The organism is Halovivax sp. (assembly GCA_007119345.1).
In the GTDB taxonomy this organism is placed as follows: Archaea; Halobacteriota; Halobacteria; order Halobacteriales; family Natrialbaceae; genus Halovivax.
In genome coordinates this window covers 1-18,648 of sequence record SKPV01000161.1, presented here as the reverse complement: position 1 = coordinate 18,648, position 18,648 = coordinate 1, and the positions used below count along the sequence as shown (strand labels likewise).

The window sequence follows — 18,648 nt, the reverse complement described above, 5'->3', positions numbered from 1 at the left end:
GGCTCCGCGCCGGCCGAGCGCGGCCCGACGCGGAGCGCGCCGCCGGCGTCGACCCACGCGATCGAGCCGCCGCCGGCGCCGACCGTGTTCACGTCGACCATCGGCGTCCCGATCGGCAGTCCGTCGATCTCGGCGTCGGTCGTCCGCGCCGGCGATCCGTCCCGAACGAGGCTCACGTCGCTCGACGTGCCGCCCATGTCGAACGTGACGAGCCCGTCGTCGCCGGCGACGTCGGCCGCGCCGATGACGCCGGCCGCCGGCCCGGAGAGGACCGTCGTCACGGCGTGCTCGCGCACCGTTTCCGCGTCCGCGATGCCCCCGTTGGACTGCATAATCTGCGGTGCCGGGATCCCCGCGTCGGCCGCTCGGTCGACGAGTCGGCCGACGTAGCCGTCGATCGCGGGCGTGACGTAGGCGTCGACCGTCGTCGTCGCCGTCCGCTCGAACTCGCGAAACTCCGCGAGGACTTCCGAGGAGGTCGAGACGGGCACGTCGAGCGACTCGCGGAGCAGCGTCGCAACCGTCCGCTCGTTCTCCGGCGTCGCGTATGCGTGGAGCAGACTGACCGCGACGCTATCGACGTCCGCCGCCGCGATCTCCTCGGCGATCTCGCGAACCTCGTCGGGGCGAACCGCGCGCTCGACGCCCTCCGGTAGGGTCCGTTCGTCGATCTCGAACCGCCGTCGTCGCGGAACGAGGGGTTCCGGTTTCTCGGCCTCGAGATCGTACAGCGAGGGGCGGTCCTGGCGCCCGATCTCGAGGACGTCCCGGAAGCCGGCGGTCGTGACCAGCGCCGTCCGCGCGCCGTCGCGTTCGAGTATCGCGTTGACCGAGACGGTCATCGCGTGGCCGAAGCTCTCGATCTCCGCGGGCTCGACGCCCGCGTCCTCGCAGGCCTTCTCGATGCCCTCGATGACCCCGAGGCTCTGATCGGCGGTCGTCGGGACCTTGGCGGTCGTCAGCCGACCGTCGACCAGCAGCGCGACGTCGGTGAACGTGCCGCCGACGTCGACGCCGATCTGCGTGCGTTGTCCTGTCATTATGAACCTAGCTTAGAGCAACCCCGTCAAGAAGTCGACGAACGCGGGGAGGTTGTCGTTCAGGGTCAACAGGCCGATCATGATGACGACCAGCGTGACGACGCCGCCGAGGACGTTCTGCAGCGTCGAGTTGGTGTGTTCGCCGAGCAGCTCCTGGTTGTTCATCGCGTAGATGAGGAAGACGGCCAGGATCGGCAGGAGGAGGCCGTTGAAGACCTGCGCGAGGACGATCACCTGGACGGGGTTGAAGCCGAGCCCGGAGAAGACGATGCCGACGCCGAGGATCGTCATCCAGATCGCCCGGAACCGGGTCGACTTCAGGTCCCGCTCCCAGCCGAGCGCCCCGGCCGTCGCGTACGCGCCGGCGAGCGGCGCGCTCATCGCACTGGTGAACCCGGCTGCGAACAGCCCGATCGCGAAGAACGTGAGTGCGTAGCCGCCCATGACGGGCTCGAGCTGATCGCCCATCTCGCCGACGTCACCGATCTCGGTCCCCTCCGGGAACACCGCCGCCGCCGTGATAACGATCGCCGTCGTGATGAGGCCGCCGATCGCCACCAGCAAGATCGTGTCGTACTGGGCGTCCTTGAGGTCGCTCGGCTCGTTCCACTTCTCCTGGACCGTGCTCGCGTGCAGGAACAGGTTGTAGCCGACGACGGTGGTCCCGATGAGGCCGGCGATGAGCAGCGCCGATCCCTCGGGGATCGTCGGCACGAGGCCGCCCCCGATGTCGGCCGGACTCGGTCGGACCGCGATCGCGTTCACGAGGAACGCGACGCCCATGATGGCGACGAGGCCGATGAACACCTTCTCGATGAGCTGGTAGCTGCCGGTGAAGAGCAGCGCACCCGCGACGAGGCCGATCACCGGCCCCCAGATGTTCGCCTCAACGCCCGTGATCGTCGCCAGTCCCGCCGCGCCGCCGGTGATGTTCCCCGTCTGGAACGCGGCCGTGCCGACGCCGATGGCGCCGACCACGAGCGCGATGGCGACCGCGCTCACCGCCGGATTGTCGAACTGCTTTCGCAACGCTTCGCCGAGTCCCTGCTGGGTGATGAGCCCGAGACGCGCGCTCATCTCCTGGATGACCATCGTCGCGAAGATCGAGAACACGATCGTCCACAGGAGCACGTACGCGTACTCCGCGCCGATCACGCTCGCCGTCGTTACCGTCCCCGGTCCGATGAACGCCGCCGCGACGAGCGCCCCGGGGCCGACGTTTCTGAGCCGGTCGACGAGACCGGTCGACGATTCTCCGCCCGCACCTGTCGATTGCGCCTTGTCCGATGTTGCCATTTGTCGGGTCCTCCGTATGCCAGTCGTTCGCAGACAATATCAAGTAAAAAAGATTGTTGAGAATCGGTCTTACAATACGAAGGATATTTGCGATCTGTTCTACCTGAGTGTGAACGAGTATGACGGTCGTAAATGATCCCGGCGCGAGCGATCGAACCCCGTTCGACGGGGGATCCCGAATCGGTGGGAGTCGCCGTCGATCCCGAATCGGCGGAAGTTACCGTCGATCCCGAATCGGCGGGAGTCACGTCGGTTTCCAACGGCCGGATCGGGCGCAGACTGCTTCGATCATTCCTGCCGGGCGCCGAGTCACTCTCGATTCTCGGTAAGAATCGCCTTCGAGACGCCGGCCTCGACCGCGACGTCGAACGGCAAGTCCGCGGTGCTGCGCTCGATGAACCGGACCATGAACCACCGAATCGACTCCGAGGGGAACACCACGTGGTAGGCGCCGTCGGTCTCCGACCTGACGGTCAGGAACCCGCAGAACGAGAGCCACTCGAGGAGCTCTCCGAGCCCGTCGAATCGTTCGGCGTACTCGCGGACGTGGTATTCCGACACACGATCAGCGCTTTCGACGAAGTCCGGGTCCGGATTTCCGTCCCCGTACAGGCGGTCCAGAAAGCAGTGCAGGAAGTCGACGTCGAGGAGGACGTGTTCGCCGGACGACAGCATCTGGTAGTACTGCTCTAAGTTGTGACTCGGATCGCCGGTAGCGGCCTCGAAGTTCGCGGCGTAGAACGACAGCGCGCGGCGAACGACCTCGCTCTGGCTCTTGCCGGTCTCGCCGGTGAGCGACTCGAGGGCCGCGCGGGCGTCGTCGTCGAACGATACCGTGATCCGGTCGGTCATGTCCCCCTCCACCCACTCCATGCATATAGTTTCCACGACGCAAGGGGTGGGAGAGCCGACACGTTCGCGCGTCGTCGTCCGCGCTCCGACGTCGCCGGTCGGGCCCCGTGGAGTTTTACGTCGGTTCGTGGTCGGCCGAGGTATGCCGATCGCCCGTCACGGAACCGGGATCCGGGCGGCGACGCGCGCGTACCGCTCGCAGATCCACCCGGTGTTCATGCTCCCGCCGCTCGCGGCGTCGATCTTCGGCGGGATCCTCGCCGGAACGGTCGCGCCGGTGGAGGCGGGTGCCCACGTCGTCGCCATCTTCGCCGCCGTCTACACGGCCCACGTCCAGGACGGGTACGTCGACTTCCACGTCCGGGACGAGGACGACGACCACCCGCTCACCGTCACCGGCTGTCGGCTGGGACTCGTCGGCTCGACCGTCCTCTTCGCGCTCGCCTGCGCGGTCATCTTCCTGCGCGCGGACGCCGTCGCCGTCGCGCTCACGATTCCGACCTGGGTGATCGCGTACTTCCACGCTCCGCGCCTCGACGTGCACCCGATCGGGGCGACCGCCGGCTATCCCGTCGGCATCGGCCTGGCGATTCTCGGCGGCCACTACGTCCAGGCGGGTGCGATGAGCGCCCTGGCGCTCGCCTTCGCGGCCGTCTTCGTGGTACTGCTCTCGGGGATCAAGGTGATCGACGACGCCCAGGACTACGACTACGATCGGTCGATCCGCAAGCGGACCGTCGCGGTCGTCTTCGGACCGGAACGGGCGTACGACGTAGCCTACGGGCTCCTGGCAGCGGCGCTCGTCGGCGTGATCGGGTTCACCGCCTTCGGCGCCTTTCCCCCGGGTAGCGTCCTCGCGGTCGTCGCCTTCGGCGCGGTCGCCGTCGTCGCCAGGCGCGCGCCGCCGACCGTGGCCACGATGTTGCTGATCCGTGGCTCGTACGTCTTCCTGGCCGTCCTCGTGGCCGCCGTCTGGTTCGAACCCGTCGGGATCGCCCTCGCGTGAGTGGCCGGTAGGGACGCTGGGATGAGTCGCGGTGGTGCGCTGGCTGTCGTGGGGCGCGGCACCACGACTCCGGGGGTGGGTCGTGGTACCACAACTCCGGGGATGGGTCGTGGTACCGCGTTTCCCGGCCACTTATACGCCCGCCCCTCGTATCGGTGGTATGAGTGAAGAGACCGGGCGCCGGAACCTCCGCATGCCCAACGACGACGAAGTCTTCGCGATCGTAACCGAGCACCTCGGCGGCAACCACGTCCAGCTCCGGTGTGCCGACGGGAAAGAGCGACTCGGACGCATCCCGGGGCGCATGAAGTATCGGACCTGGATCAACGAGAACGACGTCGTCGTCGCCGAACCGTGGGACTGGCAGGACGAGAAGGCCACGATCGAGTGGCGATACACCGGTCAGGACGCCGACCAGCTGCGCCGCGAAGGCCACATCGACTGAGCGCGGATCTTCTCGGTTCTGCTCCCGGACGACCAGCGGCGCGACCGGAACGCGTCCGTTCGTTCCCCGACCGCGTTCGAAAGAATTTACGGGGCGTCCCGCGTTCGTCGACTCGACGGATGACCGACGTCGACGTCCGCCGGGCGACACCGGACGACGCCGCGGCGCTCGCCGCGGCCTACCGGAGCGCGTACCGCGAGAACCGCGAGCTCGGGTTTCCGGCGAAGGCGGAATCGGCGGACGAGCGGACCGTCTCCGACTGGATCGCCGAGCACCGCGTCCTCGTCGCCGTCGACGGGGGCGAGATCGTCGGCGGGGTCCGCCTCGAGGAGACGGAGCCGAATCGCGTCAAACTGAGCCGGCTCGGGGTCCGTGAGGATCGGAAGGGCCGGGGAATCGGACGCTCGCTGCTCGATCGCGCCGAAGGGTGGGCGCGCGAGCGAGGATACGGCACCATCTGGCTGACGACGCCCGGCGAGCACCCGTACCTGCCCGACCTGTATCGCAGTCGCGGCTACGAGGAGACGGGCGAGTATCCCCTCGAGTACCGCGAGTACGACGAGATCGTTCTGGAGAAACGACTCGAGTAGCGGATCGCGTCCACCCGTAGCGGATCGCGGCCGGCGGCGAGACGTTACTCGTCGGACTTCGCGACCGCGCGGCAGCGCTCGACCCACTCCCGTCGGTGGGTTTCGGCCCTCGCGCCGCTCAGTTCGCACTCACGATCTTGATCACGTCGCCCTCCGCCAGCTCGTAGCTGTCGGAAACCTCGCGCGAGGAGCGGGCGTCGACCGCGTGGAGGTAGCCGTCGCCGATGTCGGAGTGGACGGCGTAGGCGAGGTCGACCGGCGTCGAGCCGTCGGGTAGGAGGAAGGCGTCGGGGAGAACGTTGCCGCTGCCGTCGGACCACTTCGCGGCGTCCTGGACCGGGTACGCCGTGAGGTGTTCGAGCAGGTCGTAGACGGCGTAGTTCAGGGCGGTCTGGACGCCCGTGCCGTCCCAGCGCTCCATCGCGTCGGCCAGCCCCTCGAGGGCCTCGCGCTGGGCGTCGCTGACGTCCCCGGTGATCTCGACCGCGGCGTCGCCGGGGTCGTACTCGACCAGGTCGTTCTCGGCGGCCCGCCGGAGCGCGAGCTCGCCCTCCGCGGTCGTCGGGATCACGGGCTTGTCGAGTTTCAGCAGGCGCTCGACGTTCTCCTCGGGAGCGACGTCGATCTTGTTGGCCGCGACGACGATCGGCTTGGTCCGCTCGCGGACCTCCCGCGCCAGCGCCTCGCGGTGGTCGTCTTCCCACTGGATCGGGTCCGCGGGGTACTCGAGGTCTCGCAGGATGGTGGCGACGTCGGTCGGCGACGCGCCGAAGCCGGTGAGCATGTCCGCGAGCGCGTCGTCGAGGTCGAAGTCGGGCGAGCGGGACTTTCGCTCCACGGACTCCCAGTTGCGATCGACGATCCCGGCGAGCCACATGTCCATCTCCTCCTCGACGAAGTCGATGTCTTCGAGGGGGTCGTGCTCGCCGACGTCGACGGGCTCGCCCTCCGCGTTCGTCCCGCCGGAGGCGTCGATCACGTTCACGATGACGTCCGCGTTCGTGAGTTCGTCGAGAAACTGGTTGCCGAGTCCCTTCCCCTCGTGGGCGCCGGGGACCAGCCCGGCCACGTCGAGGAGCTCGATCGGAACGTACCGCTTGCCGGCTCGGCAGTCGTCCGCGTTGCACCGTTCGTCCCGGTCCAGACAGGGACACTCGGTGCGGACGTAGCTCACGCCCCGATTGGCGTCGATGGTGGTGAATGGGTAGTTGGCGACGTCCACCTCGGCCATCGTCGCCGCCGTGTAGAAGGTGGACTTGCCGGCGTTCGGCTTGCCGGCAAGCGCGATCGAGAGCATGCCCCAGCGTAGCAGCGTCCGGGAAAACTACCTTTCGATTCCCCCCGTCGGACCGGGGGATCGATCCGACTCGCTGACGTCACGACGGCGCTCGATTCCCGGACGGAGGTGCAGCCGTGACCTCCGGTCCCCGGGCGACGTTTCTCCCCTCTCGCGAGGATCCACTTCCCGCGAGGACCCACTTCCTGCGAGGATCCTTTCACCAGAAGGTAGCAGCCTCTCCGTGGCCTGGGTCCGATGGGTCGACATGCAGTACGAGGAGTTCATCGGCGAGGTCCAGCACCGCGCACAGCTCGACTCCCGCGAGGCGGCCCTCGGCGCGACGCGGGCGACCCTCGAGACGCTCAGCGAGCGCATTCAGCCGGGGGAGGCGGAGAACCTCGGCGCCCAGCTCCCCGAGGAGCTCGGTCGTCACCTGGAGAAGGTGGACGAGGTCGAGTCCTTCGAGTTCCAGGAGTTCGTCAGGCGAACCGCCGAGCGCGACCGGATCGGCGGCGGCGAGCACGAGGACGTCGCCTACCGGGCGATGGTCGTGATGGAGGTGGTCGACGAGGCCGTCACCGGGGGCGCGCTGGACGACATCGAGGAGCAGCTACCCGACGACTACGACGACCTGTTCGAACTGCAGGAAGCGGAGGCGACGGCCGGCCCGGATTCGGAGGCGTAGTCCGGGACGCGCCGGAATCGCACGGAACGCCGGCGTTCGCGTGCGGTCTTCCCGGCGCGTTCGCCCGCGATCCGGTCACAGCTTCACGGCCATCATCACTTCGTCGACGGCGTCGCCGTTCAGCTTGTAGTGGTCCTCCCGGACGGCTTCCGTCTCCCAGCCGTGGCTCTCGAGGAACGCGATGGCGTCCTCGTTCGTCGACGGAACGCTCTGATAGACCTTCTCGTAGCCGTTCGATCCGGCCCACTCGAGCCCGCGCGCGAGCAAGTGCGAGCCGATTCCGTGGGATCGATACTCGTCGATGACGCCGACGGTGAGCTCGGCCGTGTGGCTCAGCTTGTCGAGTTCGGGTGCGTGCAGGTGGACCCAGCCGACGACTTCGTCGGCGACCGTCGCGACGAAGAACATCCGCGATTCGAGCTCGTTGTGTCGCAACAGCGCGTTCTCGTGGTCGACTTCGTCCGCGACGCTCTCGGCGACGATGTAGGTCTTCTCTTCGGCCACCTGACGGATCGCGCCGACGATCCCGGCGAGATCTTCCTGGCGAGCCGGCCGGATGTGAAACTCCAGATCGTCGGAGACGTACTCCTCTTCGGCCCCGGCGTCGAGGGCCACCCGGTACTGCTCGCCCTCGCCGTCGAGGCGGCCGTCTCGTTTGAGGATCGCCACGTGGTGGCGCAACCCGCCCGGATCCAATCGAAGTTCCGACTCCAACTCCGACATCGTCGCCGTGCCGCGTCGCTCGACGTACTGGTAGATCCGCTGTCGATCCTCGTGGCCGAACTCGAGTTCGCCGGCGAATGTCATGCCACCTGATAGCGCACTTCAATACTTAACTGTTGGCCGGTGTCGGTCGGCGCGTCCGTCGTCCGATCGGCGACGGATCGTCGATCACCCTTACCCGAGAATCTCCCGACCGGTGAACCCGGTGCCTGGGGGCGTCGGGGTCGGCGGTCGGAATGTCGGCCGATCTGAACCGTCGCGCAGTCGCGCCCAGATTTGCGAGCGGAGCGCTGGAGTGCGGAACGCGTCGCTGCCCAGGGAGCGGAGACGCGGACGTCCGCCAGTCGCGAACGGATCGGCGGCGATGTGACCGCAGCCACGGCTGCGGAGCGTCGAACCGCGAACGACAGGAATCCGCCGGCTCGGCCGCTACTCGACCGGCTCGTGGCGGACCCGGTAGCGGCGGCCGTCGGGCTCGGAGACGGCGTCCACGGAGGCGACGTCGAAGAACCTGATGCGTCGCTCCTGTTTCGTCGTCACCGGCAGGTCGTAGTACGCCGATTCGTACGCGAACTCCTTCCCGTCGGCGCGCCGTTCGGCGACGAACTCCTCGTGGCGGCGCAGGCGCCTTCTGGCCACCGCCGTCGATCGCTCCGGAACCGTCGAGCGTCTGTCGTCGAACACCTCGAGAAACGTCGAATCCAGCTCGTACCCGATCGAGTTTCGTCCGGCGCACATCGCCGCGAGGGTCGTCGTCCCGGTCCCCCAGAAGGGGTCCAGGACGGTGTCGCCGTAGGCGGCGTACATGCAGATCAGCCGGTAGGGAATCTCGAACGGATACGCGGCCGACCGTTCCCGGAGCTCGTCTCGCTCCAGCGTCTGCAATTCGCCGCGGACTTCCGTCCAGAGATCGGAGAACCACCGGTTGCGTTCCTCCCAGAAGTACGCCGCCTCGTACCGGCGATCGGACCCCGCGGCGAACGTCCGACGGCTGGTCCCCTTCCGGAACACGAGTACGTGCTCGTGTTCGAGCGTCACGTACGCGTTCGGCGGCAGCATGCCGCTTCCCATGAACTTCGCCGCGCTGTTGGCCGGCTTCCGCCAGAGGACGTCCGGAAGCGGGTCGAACCCTCGCTCTTCGAACGCCGTGAGCACCCGGGCGTGGTTCGGATAGACGCGGAAACTCCCGTCGAGGGTCCGCGTCGCGTCGCCGACGTTGACGCAAGCGACGCCGCCGTCGACCAGTACGCGCGCCAACTCGTCCCAGACGCGATCGAGCTGGGCGTGCATCGCTTCGAACGCGGCGCGGCCGTCGCCCGCGGAGAGCGCGTCGCCGACCGTCGGATCGAGCTCGGCGAACAGCTCGTCCCACATCTCGATCATCGGGTACGGCGGGGACGTCACGACCAGCTCGACCGACTCGTCGTCGACGGTCTCCAGTTCGCGGGCGTCACCGACGACGACGCGGTGGGTCGTCTCCATCGATCCACTGTGTCGGCGTCGGTCCCTTAGCTCTGTCGTCGGGTGCGTCGTCTCCGACCGTCGATACGCGGACGTCGACATCCGACCCGCCACGTAACAATCTCTGTGAACCACCCGGCGGGCTCTGGAACGTGTTGGGCCTACGGCCGATTCTGCTCGAATACTGTGCGTTGGGGTGCGGGTCGACTAGTGCAGAACGGGTCGGGTCTGGGCCGGCTCAGGACTCGGCGTCCGGCCGGCTCAGGACTCGGCGTCCGGCCGGTTCAGGATTCGGCGTCGGTGGTGTCCCCGGTCTGTTCGTCCGCGTCCGCATCGGCGCCCTCCGGTTCGTCCTCCTCGTCACCTTCCCCCTCGTCGGTTCCGATCCCCTCTTCCTCCCGGCCGATCGGGGTATCGACTTCCTCGATGGGCTCCCATCCCTCGTCTTCGGACTTCATCCGGCGTCTGGCGAGGGCGACGGCCCCGCCGACCGCGACGAGCAAGAGGAGCTTCGGCAGCCGGCTTCCGCCGCCTTCCTCCGCTTCGGAGGGTATCTCGACGCCGGTCTCTTCCGCACCGGTCTCGACGATCTCTTCGACCCCCTCGATCGGCATCGACTCCGCGTCGAGTTCCGTCACGTCGGTCTCCTTGCTCCCGAGGAGGTAGCCGATACCGGCGCCGATCCCCATCGCGACGCCGATCAGGGGGAGTCGCATCCACCGGCGTCGCGGGCCTTCCGATTCCTCGACGGCCTCGAGAATCGTCTCGCGCATCGGCGACTCCATCCCCGCACCGACGGCTTCCTTCACGACCAGCTCCGGCAGGCTCTGTCCTTCTTTGTCGGGCATAATCCCGCCAACACCATCCCCGTAAATAGTTTTGTCCAACGTTTCGGCCCGACCGCTACCGCGCGCCGACCGTAAGCGCCGCTTACCGGTGGTTTCACGTCGGGGTAATTCGATGCTACCCGCCCGAACCCGTCCCGTTCCCGGGAGGGCCGGATTCACCTCCCCGATCGTGCCGGACGGACCACGTCCGGCGGCGGTAACCGACGTCGAACGCGACTCTGTCGAGTGGTTCCGCCGACTCCATCGAGCCGTCCGAGTCGATCGAACGCTCGCCGCCCGTAACGACCCGCTTAACGAAACCGACTCCCCCCTACCTTCCCCTATGAGCGTCATTCGCCGTCCCGGATACGGGCGGCGGACGCGGCGACGCATCGTCGATCTCCGAATCGCGCTCTCGATAGCGGCGGTCGACGCGGCGACCGTCGGGTGCTGGTTCGCCCTCGTCGTCGTCGAACCGCGAACCGCGTTCGGCGCCGTCGCGGGTCTCTGCGTCCTCGTTTTCGGCGGGTTGCTCCGTACGGGGTTCGTCGGCGCCGCGCTGGACGGCGAAGGATTCATCGCGCGACCGGCGCGGTTCGCCGCCGCGACGGCGTACGCGGCGACCTGGCTCGCCTGGCTGATCGTCGCGGAGGCTGTCGGGGGTGCGATCGGATTACTCGTCGCCGGTCTCTCGCTCGCCGCGTTGCTCTCCGCCCACTTCGCGCTGGAGTTCCTGTTCGTTCACAACGGCGCGGCGCCGGCCGCCGAGTCGGTCGACGCGTTGGCGCCCGCGGCGTCGTTCGTCGTGCCGGCGACGCTGCTGGCCGTCGGTGCGACGACGCTGCTCGGAATCGTCTGGTTCGTCGACTGGACGGTCTTCAGCCTCGTCTTACCGGTCGGCCCGTGGTCGATGGCGGTGGAAGTCCGAACCGTCGTGAACGGATTCTTCGTGCTCGCGTGCTGCTCGTTCGTCGGCAATCACCGGTTCCTCAGCGGACTCCCCGAGTGGTGAGTCGACGGACGCTCGGTCGGCGCCGACTCACTTCCCCCTCGCGCCCACGTTCTGGCCGCTCTCGAAGGAGTCGGGATCGGGTTCGATTCGCGCGTACTGGACGGTCCGACGGCCGAGCGTCGCGACCCGCTCGGCGGTGTCGCCGTCGGCGAATCCGCCGTCCTCGAACGCGGCGCTCGATCGGGGAACCGCGGCCTCGTGGGGGAGCACCCAGGCGTTCAACGCCCGGCAGACCGACCGCAGGTGGTCGAGCGCCGTGATGGGGAACGCGCCGCCGGAGACGGCGAGCAGCCCCACCGTCTTGTCCTCGAACTCCTCGAAGCCGCAGTAGTCGAGGGCGGTTTTCAGCGGCGACGAGTAGGAGCCGTGGTAGACCGGCGTCGCCAGGACGACGGCGTCGGCGTCCCTGACGGCCGCCGCGAGGGCCTCGGCGTCGCCGGCCGACTCGCGATCGACGTCCGCGTCGAACGTCGGCAGGTCGAACGACCGGAGGTCGAGTAGCTCCGTTTCGGCGCCGGCGTCCGTCGCCGCCTCGAGCGCGTGCGCCGCCGCCCGTCTCGTGTAACTCTGCTCGCGGAGGCTGCCGACGATCGCGACGACGCGCACCTCGGATTCGGACATGTTCGACGAGACGGCCGTCGGGACAAAGAAGGTCCCGCCGGCCGGGTGCGCGACCGTCTCCCCGTCCCTGCGGGTCGCCTCACCGTCGGAGCCGCGCGACCGTCTCTCCGTCCCTGCGAGTCGCCTCACCGTCGGAGCCGCGCGACCGTCTCCCCGTTCCCGTTCTCTTCGATCGCGACCAGCCCGTCGTTCGAGAGGTCCGCGAGCAGCCCCGAGAGCCACTCCCGCCCGTGTTGGCCGTCCGGCGCGTAGTCGACGCGGACGCGGGGCCCGAGCTCGTCCAGCGAGAGTTCCTCGAACTCCCGAAGCGCGCCGACGACCCGGCCGCGAAATTGTCGTCGGCTCCCCTCGAACGGCGGCTGCGTCGGCACGTCCGGCGCGGTGAAGTCTCCGCTGGCGTAGGCGCCACACCACTCGCGCCACGGACAGTCCGCCTCGTCACAGCGCGGGCGCTGCCCGCAGGCCACGCCGCCGAGCTCCATGATCGCGTTGTTCCAGACGCGGGAGCGTCCCTCGGGCATCAGTTCGCTCGCCGCCGACTCGAACGCCGCGTCGTCGTCCGGGACGTCGAACGCCCGGTACACCACCCGCTTGACGTTCGTGTCGACGACCGCGTCGCCGTCGTTGAACGCGAAACTCGCGACGGCGTTCGCGGTGTACGGTCCCACGCCCATCAGCTCCTCCAGTTCGTCGGGCGTCTCCGGGAACGTTCCGGCGTAGTCCTCCAGGACCTGGGTCGCGGCCTCGTGGAGGTACCGCGCCCGGTTGTTGTACCCCAGGCTGTGGTCGCTCCAGAATCCGACGACGTCCGCGCGATCGGCCGCGGCCAGGTCCGCCGCGGCCGGCCACCGGTCGAGGAACGCCCGCCAGGCGTCGACGACCCGCTCCAGCTGGGTCTGTTGGCTCATCACTTCGCAGACGAGGATCGCGTAGGGGTCGTCCGTCTCTCGCCACGGGAACGAGCGGTGGTCGGCCTCGTACCACTCGATCAGTGACGCTCGAACCCGGTCGGTGTCGTCCGGCAGCGTCCAGTCGTCGGCCCCGTCGCTCATCGCCGGTTCGTTGGGACGGCCCTCGTTTAGGCGTAGTGGTCGCGGAATTCCCGCCGGCCGGCGACCGCGTCGGCCGCTCCCGTCGCGAAAGCCATATGCCGCCGGGTGGCAACCTGCCGGTATGAGCCTCGACGACCTGACCGAGGAGGTCCGGGACACCTACGGCGACCTCGGCGACGAACTCGCCGTCTCGCTCGATCGGGAGACGCGCAACGAACTCGCCATGCTCGACGCCGCGCTCGAGCCGGACGACGCCGACGAGCTCGTCCGCCGGGCGATTCACGTGCTCTTTCAGACCACGGTCGACACCGGCAAGCTCGACTTCCAGCTCCGGTCCGGCTACGACGTCACCTACGACGAGTACCTCTCGGGGATGACGTACGAGGAGATGACCGGCCAGGACAAGTATCCGCAGATGGACGACGAGCGCCGGTACCAGTTTTAGGCGATACGCGAGTCGCCGGAACCGTCCTCAGACGCCGCCGTCGGTCGCCGGCGCGCGCACGTCGCCGGCGACGGCGTCGACGGACTCACAGAACAGCCCGCCGGCGAGGTCGATCTCGCGCGCGGTGACGTCCATCGGCGGGAGCAGTCGGAGAGTCTTGTAGCCACAGCCGAGTGTCAGCAAGCCGCGCTTCATCGCGGCCTTCACGACCGCCTCGCGGCGCTCTTTGGTGTCGAACTCGACGCCGATCATGAGACCGGGACCGCGGACGTCCGTGACGCCGTCGAGGGCGGCGTCCTCGATCAGCTCGCGCAGCTGGCGGCCGCGCGCTCGGGCGTTCTCGAGCAGGTTCTCCTCCCGAACGACGTCGATCGTGAGCGCGCCCTGCAAGCTCGACAGCAGGTCGCCGGCGCCCCAGGTGGAGGAGATACGCCCCTTCTCCTCGGGGAAGACGTCGGTGCGCGAGATCGTGGCGCCGACGCGAAGCCCCTTCGCGCACGTGATGACGTCCGGCGTCAGGTCGTAGTGGTCGACGCCCCAGAACTCGCCGGTGCGTCCGAGTCCGCTCTGGATCTCGTCGGCGATGACGCACACGTCGTGGCGCTCCCGGATCGTCTCGATGTCGCGGGCGAAGTCGGGGTGAGCGGGTCGGTAGCCGCCCTCGCCCTGGATCGGTTCGAGGATGATGTACGCCAGCTCCGCGGGATCGATGACGCCCTGCTCGGGGTGGAGCTTGTCCGCGAGGACGTTGCCCCCCGGTCCGTCCGTGAGCCACCGGTTCTCGTAGTCCTCGTCGGTGGAGGGGTACGGGACGCTGATCACGCCGGGGATCTCCGGATAGCCCTTCCGGTGGACCGCCTTCGATCGGTTGAGCGAGAGCGCTCCCAGGGTGCGCCCGTGGAAGGCGCCGTCGGTGGTCACGGCCCGATGGCCGCCGCGAGCGTAACAGATCTTGATCGCGTTTTCGACCGCCTCGGCGCCGGAGTTCGAGAGGAAGACGGCGTCCATGTCGTAGTGACCCGTCACGTCGGTCAGTCGGTCCATCAGCTCCGAGGGACCCGGCAGGTCGCTGTCTTCGGGCGGCCAGTCGCTGCTCACGTAGAAGTCCTGGCCGGCGATCTTGGTCGGGTCCGGGAGGTCGAACTCGGCGAACTTCTCGCGGAGGGTCGGGTTGTTGTACCCGAGCGGCGCGGCCGCGACGTGACTGGTGAAGTCCATGAGAACGTTGCCGTCGACGTCGGTGCAAAACGGGCCCACCGCGTCGGCCGACGCGTCCCAGACGAATTCGTAGACGTACGTGCTCGGGGCGGCGAACTGATGGTGGTACTCGGCCCACCGCTGGGCGCGGTTCCCCGGTATCTCGTCGACCTCGGGTTCGACCGTGTCTCGGTCCATACGGGAACAGGGCGCGGCCGGTTCTAAAAATATTCGTTGTGAACGGCGCAATATCTGCGACCCGCCCGGGATTCAACCCGTCGCGACGACGAACCCGGCGGCGACGGCGCCGCCCGCGAGCAGGAGGACCGTCGCGCGGATCACGCCGCGCCGGAAGCGATCGTTGGACGACGACGCGGCGAGAACCGCCTTCACGGCGACGCTGGCGAGGGTCGCCAGCAGGATGGCCACCGTCGCTTCCGGCGCCCCGAGCTGGCCGCCCCGGTAGAGGACGACCGCGGACGTCGTCGCGCCGGCCGAGGAGACGAGCCCGGTCGCGACCGCGGTCGCGTAGAATCCCAGCACGCCGAACCAGGTCTCGGCCAGCGCGCCGGCGACGAGCACGACCAGAAACACCGCGCCGAAGGCGAGCGCGTTGTGCAGCGAGAACGGGCTCTCGAGGTCGAGGGCGCTCTCTTCTCCCCAGTCGGCGGTCAGGGCGGCGAGGCCGACGGCGAGCACGATGACCGTGCCCAGCGGGATCGCCGCCTCCACCAGCGGCCGGCCGTCGACGCCGACGGTGAACGCGATCGCGATGGCGAGGTTCCGCGCGGCCATCGCCGCGTCCGCGAGCAAGATCGCGGCGACCGCGTACGAGCTCGCGGACGGTCGCTGGCGGACGTGATCGAGCATGGTCCCGACGACCGCGGTGGAATTGGCGAGCCCGCCGAAGAAACCGGTGACGGCGATCCCGCGACCGCCGTAGCTCGAGACGACCGCGTAGTTGACGATTCCGATGCCGGCGACGGCGACGACCATCAGCCAGACGACCTGCGGTTCGATGGGGATGGTCAGTCCCCCGACCGCGAGCACGTACTCCGCCGGAAGCAGCGGATAGATCACGAACGCGAGGATGGCGAACTCCGTCGTCGACCGCATCTCCTCGCGGCTCAAGCCCCACGCGAACTGGTGGAGTTCGCGCTTGAGGACGAGCAGCAGCGAGGAGAGCACCGCGACCGTGACGCCCTCGATGATGAAGCCGGCCGCGACGAGCGCGCCCACGCCGTAGGCGACCAGCATGGACACCGAGGTGGTCAGGGAGAGGCCGGCGTCCTCCGTCGAGAGCAGCCCCTGGAGCGCGAGCAGGACGCCCTGAACGATCACCAGGACGCCTCCCAGCACCAGTAAGCCGCTGCCGACGGGCGTCTCGAGCGCGACGATGGTGAAGACGGCGCCGAGCAGACTGATCAGCGAGAACGTTCGAATCCCGGCCGCCTTCTGCGACCATTCGCGCTCCAGGCCGAGGAACATCCCGAGCGCGCCGGCGAGCGCGATCCGGACGACCGTCTCGTCGAGGGGAGCGTCGAGGATCTGGAGGGAGACGGTTTCCACCGCGGAAACTACCTCGTCCGCGTCAATAAACGAACCGACGGATCTGATTTCGTGCGAGGGCCGTTCGTTTCGTCTCGGCTCGTCGGGAGTGCCCGCGAGAACCACATCGCGAGCCGGTCGAGTTCGCGAGCCGGTCGCGTCGAGGGGCGGTTATCGGCGTCGCCGTCGAGCGCTCGGTCTCGGTCCGATCCGTGCGTTCGGAACGGGCGACGGGAAGCGATGGTCGGGCTGTGTAGACGACGAGAATGGATCGCCCGGTGGGTGCAGTCGTGGCGACAGGAAGCCGCGGCTACGTGGGGCCGGTCGTTTCGACGTCGACCGGTCGGTGGCCGTCGAGGGGCAGGGATGGGAGCGGACGGGCAACTGCTTACAGGTCGACGTACTGTGCTTCCCACTCGCGACGGGCCTCGAGTTCTCGGCGGCCTCGCCGCGTCAGCGTGTAGAAGTTGGTCCGGCGGTCGCGTCGGCCCTTCTCGACGAGCCCCTTGTCGACCAGCGTGTCGAGGTTCGGGTAGAGTCGTCCGTGGTGGATCTCCTTCTCGTAGTACTCCTCGAGCTCCTCTTTGATGGCCAGTCCGTGCGGTTCGTCCTCGCCAGCGATGACGTAGAGCAAGTCGCGCTGGAATCCTGTCAGGTCGTACATTGGGTAAGTACCGGTCCTACTTTTTGTCGGAATTAAATAAATATATCGGGTCGTTTCGTCCCTCCCCGTCTAGGGCGCCGTTCGACGAGCGTTCTCGGCCGAATCGAGTGATAACGGTGATGAGGGATTACGGGGTTTCGGTCGGTAAATATCTCCTTCATGTCGAAATGTTGGCGTGGGTGCGTTCTCGTTCTTCCGCTCCACCGCGTTCCATTCGAGACGGCGTGGCGACTCTCTCGTTCGATCGAAACAGGAAAGCAGACCTCGCGGCCTGAAAAGGGCCGCGAGATCGCTTGCCGCCCTGAATTGGTCCCCGCTGACGCTTCGGCCCTCCAAGCGAAGCGTCACGTGAGAAATTTCCCCCTCTCCACTTAAAGGTACCGACACAGTCCGGAACGACGATACGTTCACGTCGGATTGTGACCCGGTTGGGGCGTCAGATGTGTTCTTCCTCGAGCACCCAGCCGAGGGCACGCTTGTAGTAGGTGAACATCTCTCTGACGCCGTCGTGGCGCATCTCCTCGCTCTCGAGGTGCTCGGCGAGGAACTCGTACTGTTCCCGGATCTCTTCTTCGTCCCTCATTCGAACGTCCCCTCCATCGTAACGGTTCGTTCACTCGCCGAACAGAAAAGCTGTGCGCCGGGAGCGTCGCTAGTCGGCGATTGACCGCGACGGTCGATCGGGACGTCTCGATCGGTAGTTCGAGCCGGACCGCCGATCGGCACTCGTTGGGTCGGCGGAGCTCGGCCGATCGGCACTCGTTCCGCCGTTGCCAGTCTCCGATCGCGCGCCCTTCCTTCGCTCGACGACGACGCTCGATCGTGCCCCTCTCCTTCGCTCGACGTCGACGATCGATCGTTCACCGCCGGGGGTTCCCCCCGTCGAGGGTTCCGCTCGCGGCGTCGATAGATCGGGAGTCACGACCCTTCCGGGCCGTCAACGGCTGTCTTCTAACGAGTTCGCAATCGAACGCCGGGTGCTCCACGTAGTGCCACACGAGCGCGTGTCGCCGACTCCCCGTGAGGCCGTGGCCACCGACGTCGGCCGCGGTAAACGTCTCTGGCAGCGCGTCGAACAACCCGACCGCGTCCGCGAAGGAGTCGAACACTTTTCGATGTCCGGCGGAGGTGGCCTCGCGCCGTTCGACGACGTAGCGGCCGTCGGCCCGCGTCCGCCCGACCGTATTCACGAACTCGCGTTCGCTACGCAGCGCGTCGCCCAGTTCGCGTCTCAGTTCGCGTGCGCGAGCTGCGGGAAGTCGAACGGTTTCGTCGCCGAGGCGGAGCTCGACGGCGTCGCCCGCGGCCGATACCGCCACACTCGTTCCATCACCGGAGAATTTCTCGACCAGGAGACTGGGTACTCCGCGTCATCGTACGCTCGATTGCGGAGTCGCGGAATAAAAACGTTCGGGACCGACCCGACCGCCCGTGAAACCGACGCGAGTAGCGTTCGACCGAAGGGCCCGCGCGAGTTGCGTTCGACGGGAGGGTTCGCGGAAGTTGCGTTCGACCGGGGGTCGTACGGGGAACCGGGTGCGAAACGGGTGAAAACCGCTCGAATCGTCTCGACGCTACCTTCGACGGAGTCTGCGTCGATCAGACCCCGTCGTCATCGTCGTCGTCATCGTCTCCGAAGCCGTCATCGTCGTCATCGTCGTCGCCGTCGTCGTCCACTTCGACGTCCAGCGTGAGCGTGAGCTCCTCGTCGTCACCGTCGATCGTGATCTCGTCGTCGTCCTCTTCGCCGTCGTGTTCCGCCGTCACCGTGTAGTCGCCGTCTTCGAGCTCGAACTCGGCCTCGCCGTCTTCGTCGGTCTCTTCTTCCCACTCTTCGCCTGCGTCGTCCATCTCGTCATCGCCGTCATCGTCGTCTCCGTCGTCCATCCCGTCGTCGTCTCCGTC

General features: G+C 67.8%; 20 protein-coding genes and 1 pseudogene. 6 read left to right on the top strand and 15 right to left on the bottom strand.

Features of this window, described 5'->3' with window-relative positions; translation table 11 throughout:
- From QZT59_RS11025 to QZT59_RS11015, 3 genes are all read right to left on the bottom strand, one after another.
- Positions 1–1,040: hydantoinase/oxoprolinase family protein (locus QZT59_RS11025; protein WP_290815820.1), on the bottom strand; the 1,040-nt coding region annotated here is incomplete at its 3' end.
- A gap of 12 nt (positions 1,041–1,052) precedes the next feature.
- Positions 1,053–2,336, bottom strand: coding sequence for an Nramp family divalent metal transporter (locus tag QZT59_RS11020; protein ID WP_290815817.1), 1,284 nt, complete (start codon positions 2,334–2,336; stop codon positions 1,053–1,055).
- 309 nt (positions 2,337–2,645) lie between these two features.
- Complete coding sequence (locus tag QZT59_RS11015; protein WP_290815814.1) at positions 2,646–3,188, bottom strand: ribbon-helix-helix protein, CopG family; 543 nt, start codon at positions 3,186–3,188, stop codon at positions 2,646–2,648.
- 142 nt (positions 3,189–3,330) lie between these two features.
- Between QZT59_RS11015 and QZT59_RS11010 the strand changes: the two genes are divergently transcribed.
- The 3 genes from QZT59_RS11010 to QZT59_RS11000 all read left to right on the top strand — a co-directional run bounded on the left by QZT59_RS11010 (position 3,331) and on the right by QZT59_RS11000 (position 5,229).
- Positions 3,331–4,194, top strand: coding sequence for a UbiA family prenyltransferase (locus QZT59_RS11010; RefSeq protein ID WP_290815812.1), 864 nt, complete (start codon positions 3,331–3,333; stop codon positions 4,192–4,194).
- Positions 4,195–4,354: 160 nt separating this feature from the next.
- Positions 4,355–4,639 (top strand): translation initiation factor eIF-1A, encoded by a 285-nt coding sequence (locus QZT59_RS11005; RefSeq protein WP_290815809.1) that lies wholly within the window; start codon positions 4,355–4,357, stop codon positions 4,637–4,639.
- Between the two features lie 119 nt (positions 4,640–4,758).
- Positions 4,759–5,229, top strand: a complete 471-nt coding sequence (locus QZT59_RS11000; RefSeq protein WP_290815806.1) for a GNAT family N-acetyltransferase — start codon at positions 4,759–4,761, stop codon at positions 5,227–5,229.
- Positions 5,230–5,347: 118 nt separating this feature from the next.
- Here the strand turns inward: QZT59_RS11000 and QZT59_RS10995 are convergent, their stop codons facing one another.
- Positions 5,348–6,526, bottom strand: a complete 1,179-nt coding sequence (locus tag QZT59_RS10995; protein WP_290815803.1) for a redox-regulated ATPase YchF — start codon at positions 6,524–6,526, stop codon at positions 5,348–5,350.
- A gap of 247 nt (positions 6,527–6,773) precedes the next feature.
- On the opposite strand from QZT59_RS10995, the gene QZT59_RS10990 reads away from it, so the two are divergent.
- Entirely contained in the window at positions 6,774–7,193 is a 420-nt protein-coding gene (locus QZT59_RS10990) for a DUF2267 domain-containing protein (protein WP_290815823.1), read from the top strand.
- Between the two features lie 75 nt (positions 7,194–7,268).
- On the opposite strand, the gene QZT59_RS10985 is transcribed toward QZT59_RS10990, so the two are convergent.
- The 3 genes from QZT59_RS10985 to QZT59_RS10975 form a co-directional block, all read right to left on the bottom strand.
- Complete coding sequence (locus QZT59_RS10985) at positions 7,269–8,000, bottom strand: GNAT family N-acetyltransferase (RefSeq protein ID WP_290815801.1); 732 nt, start codon at positions 7,998–8,000, stop codon at positions 7,269–7,271.
- 345 nt (positions 8,001–8,345) lie between these two features.
- Complete coding sequence (locus QZT59_RS10980) at positions 8,346–9,398, bottom strand: site-specific DNA-methyltransferase (RefSeq protein ID WP_290815799.1); 1,053 nt, start codon at positions 9,396–9,398, stop codon at positions 8,346–8,348.
- A 263-nt stretch (positions 9,399–9,661) separates the two neighbouring features.
- Positions 9,662–10,225: a hypothetical protein gene (locus tag QZT59_RS10975; protein WP_290815796.1), complete on the bottom strand. Its 564-nt coding sequence runs from the start codon at positions 10,223–10,225 to the stop codon at positions 9,662–9,664.
- A gap of 322 nt (positions 10,226–10,547) precedes the next feature.
- On the opposite strand from QZT59_RS10975, the gene QZT59_RS10970 reads away from it, so the two are divergent.
- On the top strand, positions 10,548–11,216 hold the full coding sequence (locus tag QZT59_RS10970; protein WP_290815793.1) for a hypothetical protein: 669 nt from the start codon (positions 10,548–10,550) through the stop codon (positions 11,214–11,216).
- A 27-nt stretch (positions 11,217–11,243) separates the two neighbouring features.
- Here the strand turns inward: QZT59_RS10970 and QZT59_RS10965 are convergent, their stop codons facing one another.
- Both QZT59_RS10965 and QZT59_RS10960 read right to left on the bottom strand, forming a co-directional pair.
- Entirely contained in the window at positions 11,244–11,837 is a 594-nt protein-coding gene (locus QZT59_RS10965) for an NADPH-dependent FMN reductase (RefSeq protein ID WP_290815790.1), read from the bottom strand.
- Between the two features lie 125 nt (positions 11,838–11,962).
- Positions 11,963–12,889: an A/G-specific adenine glycosylase gene (locus QZT59_RS10960; protein WP_290815787.1), complete on the bottom strand. Its 927-nt coding sequence runs from the start codon at positions 12,887–12,889 to the stop codon at positions 11,963–11,965.
- Positions 12,890–13,010: 121 nt separating this feature from the next.
- On the opposite strand from QZT59_RS10960, the gene QZT59_RS10955 reads away from it, so the two are divergent.
- Complete coding sequence (locus QZT59_RS10955) at positions 13,011–13,334, top strand: hypothetical protein (protein ID WP_290815784.1); 324 nt, start codon at positions 13,011–13,013, stop codon at positions 13,332–13,334.
- Between the two features lie 27 nt (positions 13,335–13,361).
- Here the strand turns inward: QZT59_RS10955 and QZT59_RS10950 are convergent, their stop codons facing one another.
- From QZT59_RS10950 to QZT59_RS10925, 6 genes and pseudogenes are all read right to left on the bottom strand, one after another.
- Positions 13,362–14,729 (bottom strand): aspartate aminotransferase family protein, encoded by a 1,368-nt coding sequence (locus QZT59_RS10950; protein WP_290815782.1) that lies wholly within the window; start codon positions 14,727–14,729, stop codon positions 13,362–13,364.
- Between the two features lie 72 nt (positions 14,730–14,801).
- Positions 14,802–16,100: a DUF4010 domain-containing protein gene (locus QZT59_RS10945; protein WP_290815779.1), complete on the bottom strand. Its 1,299-nt coding sequence runs from the start codon at positions 16,098–16,100 to the stop codon at positions 14,802–14,804.
- Between the two features lie 367 nt (positions 16,101–16,467).
- Positions 16,468–16,743 carry a PadR family transcriptional regulator gene (locus QZT59_RS10940; RefSeq protein ID WP_290815776.1) on the bottom strand — a complete coding sequence of 92 codons (276 nt, stop codon included), beginning with the start codon at positions 16,741–16,743 and terminating at the stop codon, positions 16,468–16,470.
- Between the two features lie 436 nt (positions 16,744–17,179).
- Entirely contained in the window at positions 17,180–17,326 is a 147-nt protein-coding gene (locus QZT59_RS10935) for a hypothetical protein (protein ID WP_290815773.1), read from the bottom strand.
- Positions 17,327–17,603: 277 nt separating this feature from the next.
- The gene (locus tag QZT59_RS10930; protein WP_290815770.1) at positions 17,604–18,062 is read right to left on the bottom strand and encodes a hypothetical protein; all 459 of its coding nucleotides are present in this window, start codon (positions 18,060–18,062) and stop codon (positions 17,604–17,606) included.
- A gap of 280 nt (positions 18,063–18,342) precedes the next feature.
- Positions 18,343–18,648, bottom strand: a pseudogene (locus QZT59_RS10925) (hypothetical protein); the annotation flags it as partial.

Bases quoted from the DNA above. Each gene is read 5' to 3' on its own strand.
- QZT59_RS10985 (WP_290815801.1), bottom strand. From the start codon at position 8,000: ATGACATTCGCCGGCGAACTCGAGTTCGGCCACGAGGATCGACAGCGG.
- QZT59_RS11005 (WP_290815809.1), top strand. From the start codon at position 4,355: ATGAGTGAAGAGACCGGGCGCCGGAACCTCCGCATGCCCAACGACGAC.
- QZT59_RS10990 (WP_290815823.1), top strand. From the start codon at position 6,774: ATGCAGTACGAGGAGTTCATCGGCGAGGTCCAGCACCGCGCACAGCTC.
- QZT59_RS11000 (WP_290815806.1), top strand. From the start codon at position 4,759: ATGACCGACGTCGACGTCCGCCGGGCGACACCGGACGACGCCGCGGCG.
- QZT59_RS10970 (WP_290815793.1), top strand. From the start codon at position 10,548: ATGAGCGTCATTCGCCGTCCCGGATACGGGCGGCGGACGCGGCGACGC.
- QZT59_RS11015 (WP_290815814.1), bottom strand. From the start codon at position 3,188: ATGACCGACCGGATCACGGTATCGTTCGACGACGACGCCCGCGCGGCC.
- QZT59_RS10950 (WP_290815782.1), bottom strand. From the start codon at position 14,729: ATGGACCGAGACACGGTCGAACCCGAGGTCGACGAGATACCGGGGAAC.
- QZT59_RS11010 (WP_290815812.1), top strand. From the start codon at position 3,331: ATGCCGATCGCCCGTCACGGAACCGGGATCCGGGCGGCGACGCGCGCG.
- QZT59_RS10965 (WP_290815790.1), bottom strand. From the start codon at position 11,837: ATGTCCGAATCCGAGGTGCGCGTCGTCGCGATCGTCGGCAGCCTCCGC.
- QZT59_RS10960 (WP_290815787.1), bottom strand. From the start codon at position 12,889: ATGAGCGACGGGGCCGACGACTGGACGCTGCCGGACGACACCGACCGG.
- QZT59_RS11020 (WP_290815817.1), bottom strand. From the start codon at position 2,336: ATGGCAACATCGGACAAGGCGCAATCGACAGGTGCGGGCGGAGAATCG.
- QZT59_RS10940 (WP_290815776.1), bottom strand. From the start codon at position 16,743: ATGTACGACCTGACAGGATTCCAGCGCGACTTGCTCTACGTCATCGCT.
- QZT59_RS10995 (WP_290815803.1), bottom strand. From the start codon at position 6,526: ATGCTCTCGATCGCGCTTGCCGGCAAGCCGAACGCCGGCAAGTCCACC.
- QZT59_RS10980 (WP_290815799.1), bottom strand. From the start codon at position 9,398: ATGGAGACGACCCACCGCGTCGTCGTCGGTGACGCCCGCGAACTGGAG.
- QZT59_RS10975 (WP_290815796.1), bottom strand. From the start codon at position 10,225: ATGCCCGACAAAGAAGGACAGAGCCTGCCGGAGCTGGTCGTGAAGGAA.
- QZT59_RS10955 (WP_290815784.1), top strand. From the start codon at position 13,011: ATGAGCCTCGACGACCTGACCGAGGAGGTCCGGGACACCTACGGCGAC.
- QZT59_RS10935 (WP_290815773.1), bottom strand. From the start codon at position 17,326: ATGAGGGACGAAGAAGAGATCCGGGAACAGTACGAGTTCCTCGCCGAG.